Raw genomic sequence first — 2,145 nt, 5'->3', positions numbered from 1 at the left:
ACGGCGGCGTGGTGGCGTTCGGCGCTCTCCTGGCCGGGGGGTTCGGCGGCGCGGCCGGGCAGCAGGGAGAACAGTCCGCGGCCGCGGCCCGGGGCCGGCTCGGGGGCGGCGGGCGGTTCGATCACCGGCGGCGCGGGCCGGACCGGGCCGGGGGCGGCGAGCTGGAGGTGGCCGTTGCCGTCGGGCAGGGCGGTGCGGGCGGCCCCGCCGAGTGGTTCGAGGACTTGCAGGGTGGATTCGCCGATCCGCAGCAGCGCGCCGTTCTCCAGCGGGACGGCGGCCTCGGGCGGCAGCGGCGGGACGATCCGGCCGTCCAGGGTGGTGCCGTTGGTGGAGCCGAGGTCGCGGACGGCGATCCGGCCGTCGTCGCCGAGGTGCAGGGCGAGGTGCAGCCGGGAGACGTCCGGGTCGTCGAGCGGGACGTCGGCCTCGCCGGAGCGGCCGATCCGGATCTCCCGGCCGTGCAGCCGGTGCACGCCGCCGGCGTCGGGGCCGCCGACCACCCGCAGTTCGGCGGCGGCGGGGGTGTCGTCGGGGTCGTCGGCGGTCGGGTCGGGCTCGTTGAGGCTGAGCACGGCGCCGTCGAGCAGCGGGGGGTGGCCGAGCAGGGTGTGCTCGTCCACCCGGTGTGTCCCGGCGTACAGGTGTACATGGGTGGCGGCCCGCGGTCCGCGCACGCCGACGGCGCCCGCGAGCGCGCCCGCGATGGCGCCGAGCGCGGTGCCGACGGGTGCGGTGACCAGCACGTCCACGTAGGGGATGGCGGAGCCGGCGGCGGTCGGGCCGCTGCGCGGTCGGAGGACGGTCAGCCGGATCTGCATCTCGCCCGCGGGTCCCTTCTGCTGGTGTGATGCCTGGTACCGCTGCCCGGTGTCGTCGCGGACGCGCGGGGCGGTCTCGGCGACCCTTTGGGCCACACGAGTGGCGAGTGTCCATCCTGCCATCCGGCGTGGACGGTCCGCGCACCGTACCGGATTTGACGATCTTGCGATCATCGCCATGGTGGAGGCGACGGAGGGTCAGGTCAACCGCCGCTCCGGCGGGCCCGCGGCGGGCCCCGGTGCGCGCCTCCGGGCAGTCCCCTAGGGGATGTCCCCCAACCCCGCTCGGATGGCCTGCCGGTCACCTCAAAAACCCGTACGGACACCGTTAGAGTGGCCGGAACACGGGCCCGGCAGGCTCACCGCACACCTGCGGGGGAGCGCCCCGCGCGGGCGGCACGGCGAGGAGTGCGACAGGTGCGGCCAGTCGGCAGCAAGTATCTGCTTGAGGAGACCCTGGGGCGGGGTGCCACCGGGACGGTCTGGCGCGGCCTGGTCCGCCAGGACGTCCAGGTGCCGGGCAGCGAGCCCGGGCAGCAGGTGGCGATCAAGGTGCTGCGCGAGGAACTGGCGGCCGACCCGGACGTCGTGATGCGCTTCCTGCGCGAGCGTTCGCTGCTGCTGCGGCTGAGCCACCCGAACATCGTCCGGGTCCGCGACCTGGTCGTCGAGGGCGAGCTGCTGGCGCTGGTGATGGACCTGGTGGAGGGCCCCGACCTGGCCCGCTACCTGCGCGCCAACGGCCCGTTCAGCCCGATCGCCGGCTCCCTGCTGATGGCCCAGGTCGCGGACGCGCTGGCGGCCAGCCACGCGGACGGGATCGTCCACCGCGACCTCAAGCCGGCCAACGTGCTGCTCGCCTCCACCGTGGTCCAGGGCACCGAGCAGATGCACCCGATGCTGACCGACTTCGGCATCGCCCGGCTGGCCGACTCCCCGGGCGTCACCCGCACCCACGAGTTCGTCGGCACCCCCGCGTACGTCGCGCCGGAGTCCGCCGAGGGCCGCCCGCAGACCTCCGCGGTGGACGTCTACGGCGCCGGGATCATGCTGTACGAGCTGGTCACCGGCCGCCAGCCGTTCCAGGGCGACAGCGCCCTGGCCGTGCTCCAGGCCCACCTGGCGCAGGAGCCGCAGCGGCCCAGCACCATGCCCGAGCCGCTCTGGACGGTGATCGAGCGCTGCCTGCGCAAGGACCCGGCGCACCGGCCGAGCGCCACCGTGCTCGCCCGCGCGCTGCGGGTGGTCGCGGCCGGCGTCGGGGTGCACGCCTCCCCGGCGGCGGTGGACGAGGCGCTCGCGGTCGGCGCCCTGCTGCTGCCGG

At 75.8% G+C, this 2,145-nt stretch carries 2 protein-coding genes; one reads left to right on the top strand and one right to left on the bottom strand.

Features of this window, described 5'->3' with window-relative positions:
- Nucleotides 1-917: FHA domain-containing protein (locus tag BG452_RS33030; protein ID WP_317621344.1), on the bottom strand; the 917-nt coding region annotated here is incomplete at its 3' end.
- A gap of 321 nt (nucleotides 918-1,238) precedes the next feature.
- Between BG452_RS33030 and BG452_RS33025 the strand changes: the two genes are divergently transcribed.
- Nucleotides 1,239-2,145 (top strand): serine/threonine-protein kinase (locus BG452_RS33025; protein ID WP_188308028.1); only part of this gene is annotated, 907 nt, incomplete at its 3' end.

The sequence above is a fragment of the Streptomyces sp. CBMA123 genome (assembly GCF_014596465.1).
Lineage (GTDB): Bacteria > Actinomycetota > Actinomycetes > Streptomycetales > Streptomycetaceae > Kitasatospora.
Note: the sequence above shows the minus strand (reverse complement) of the source record. Positions and strands in the feature narration are given on the sequence as shown.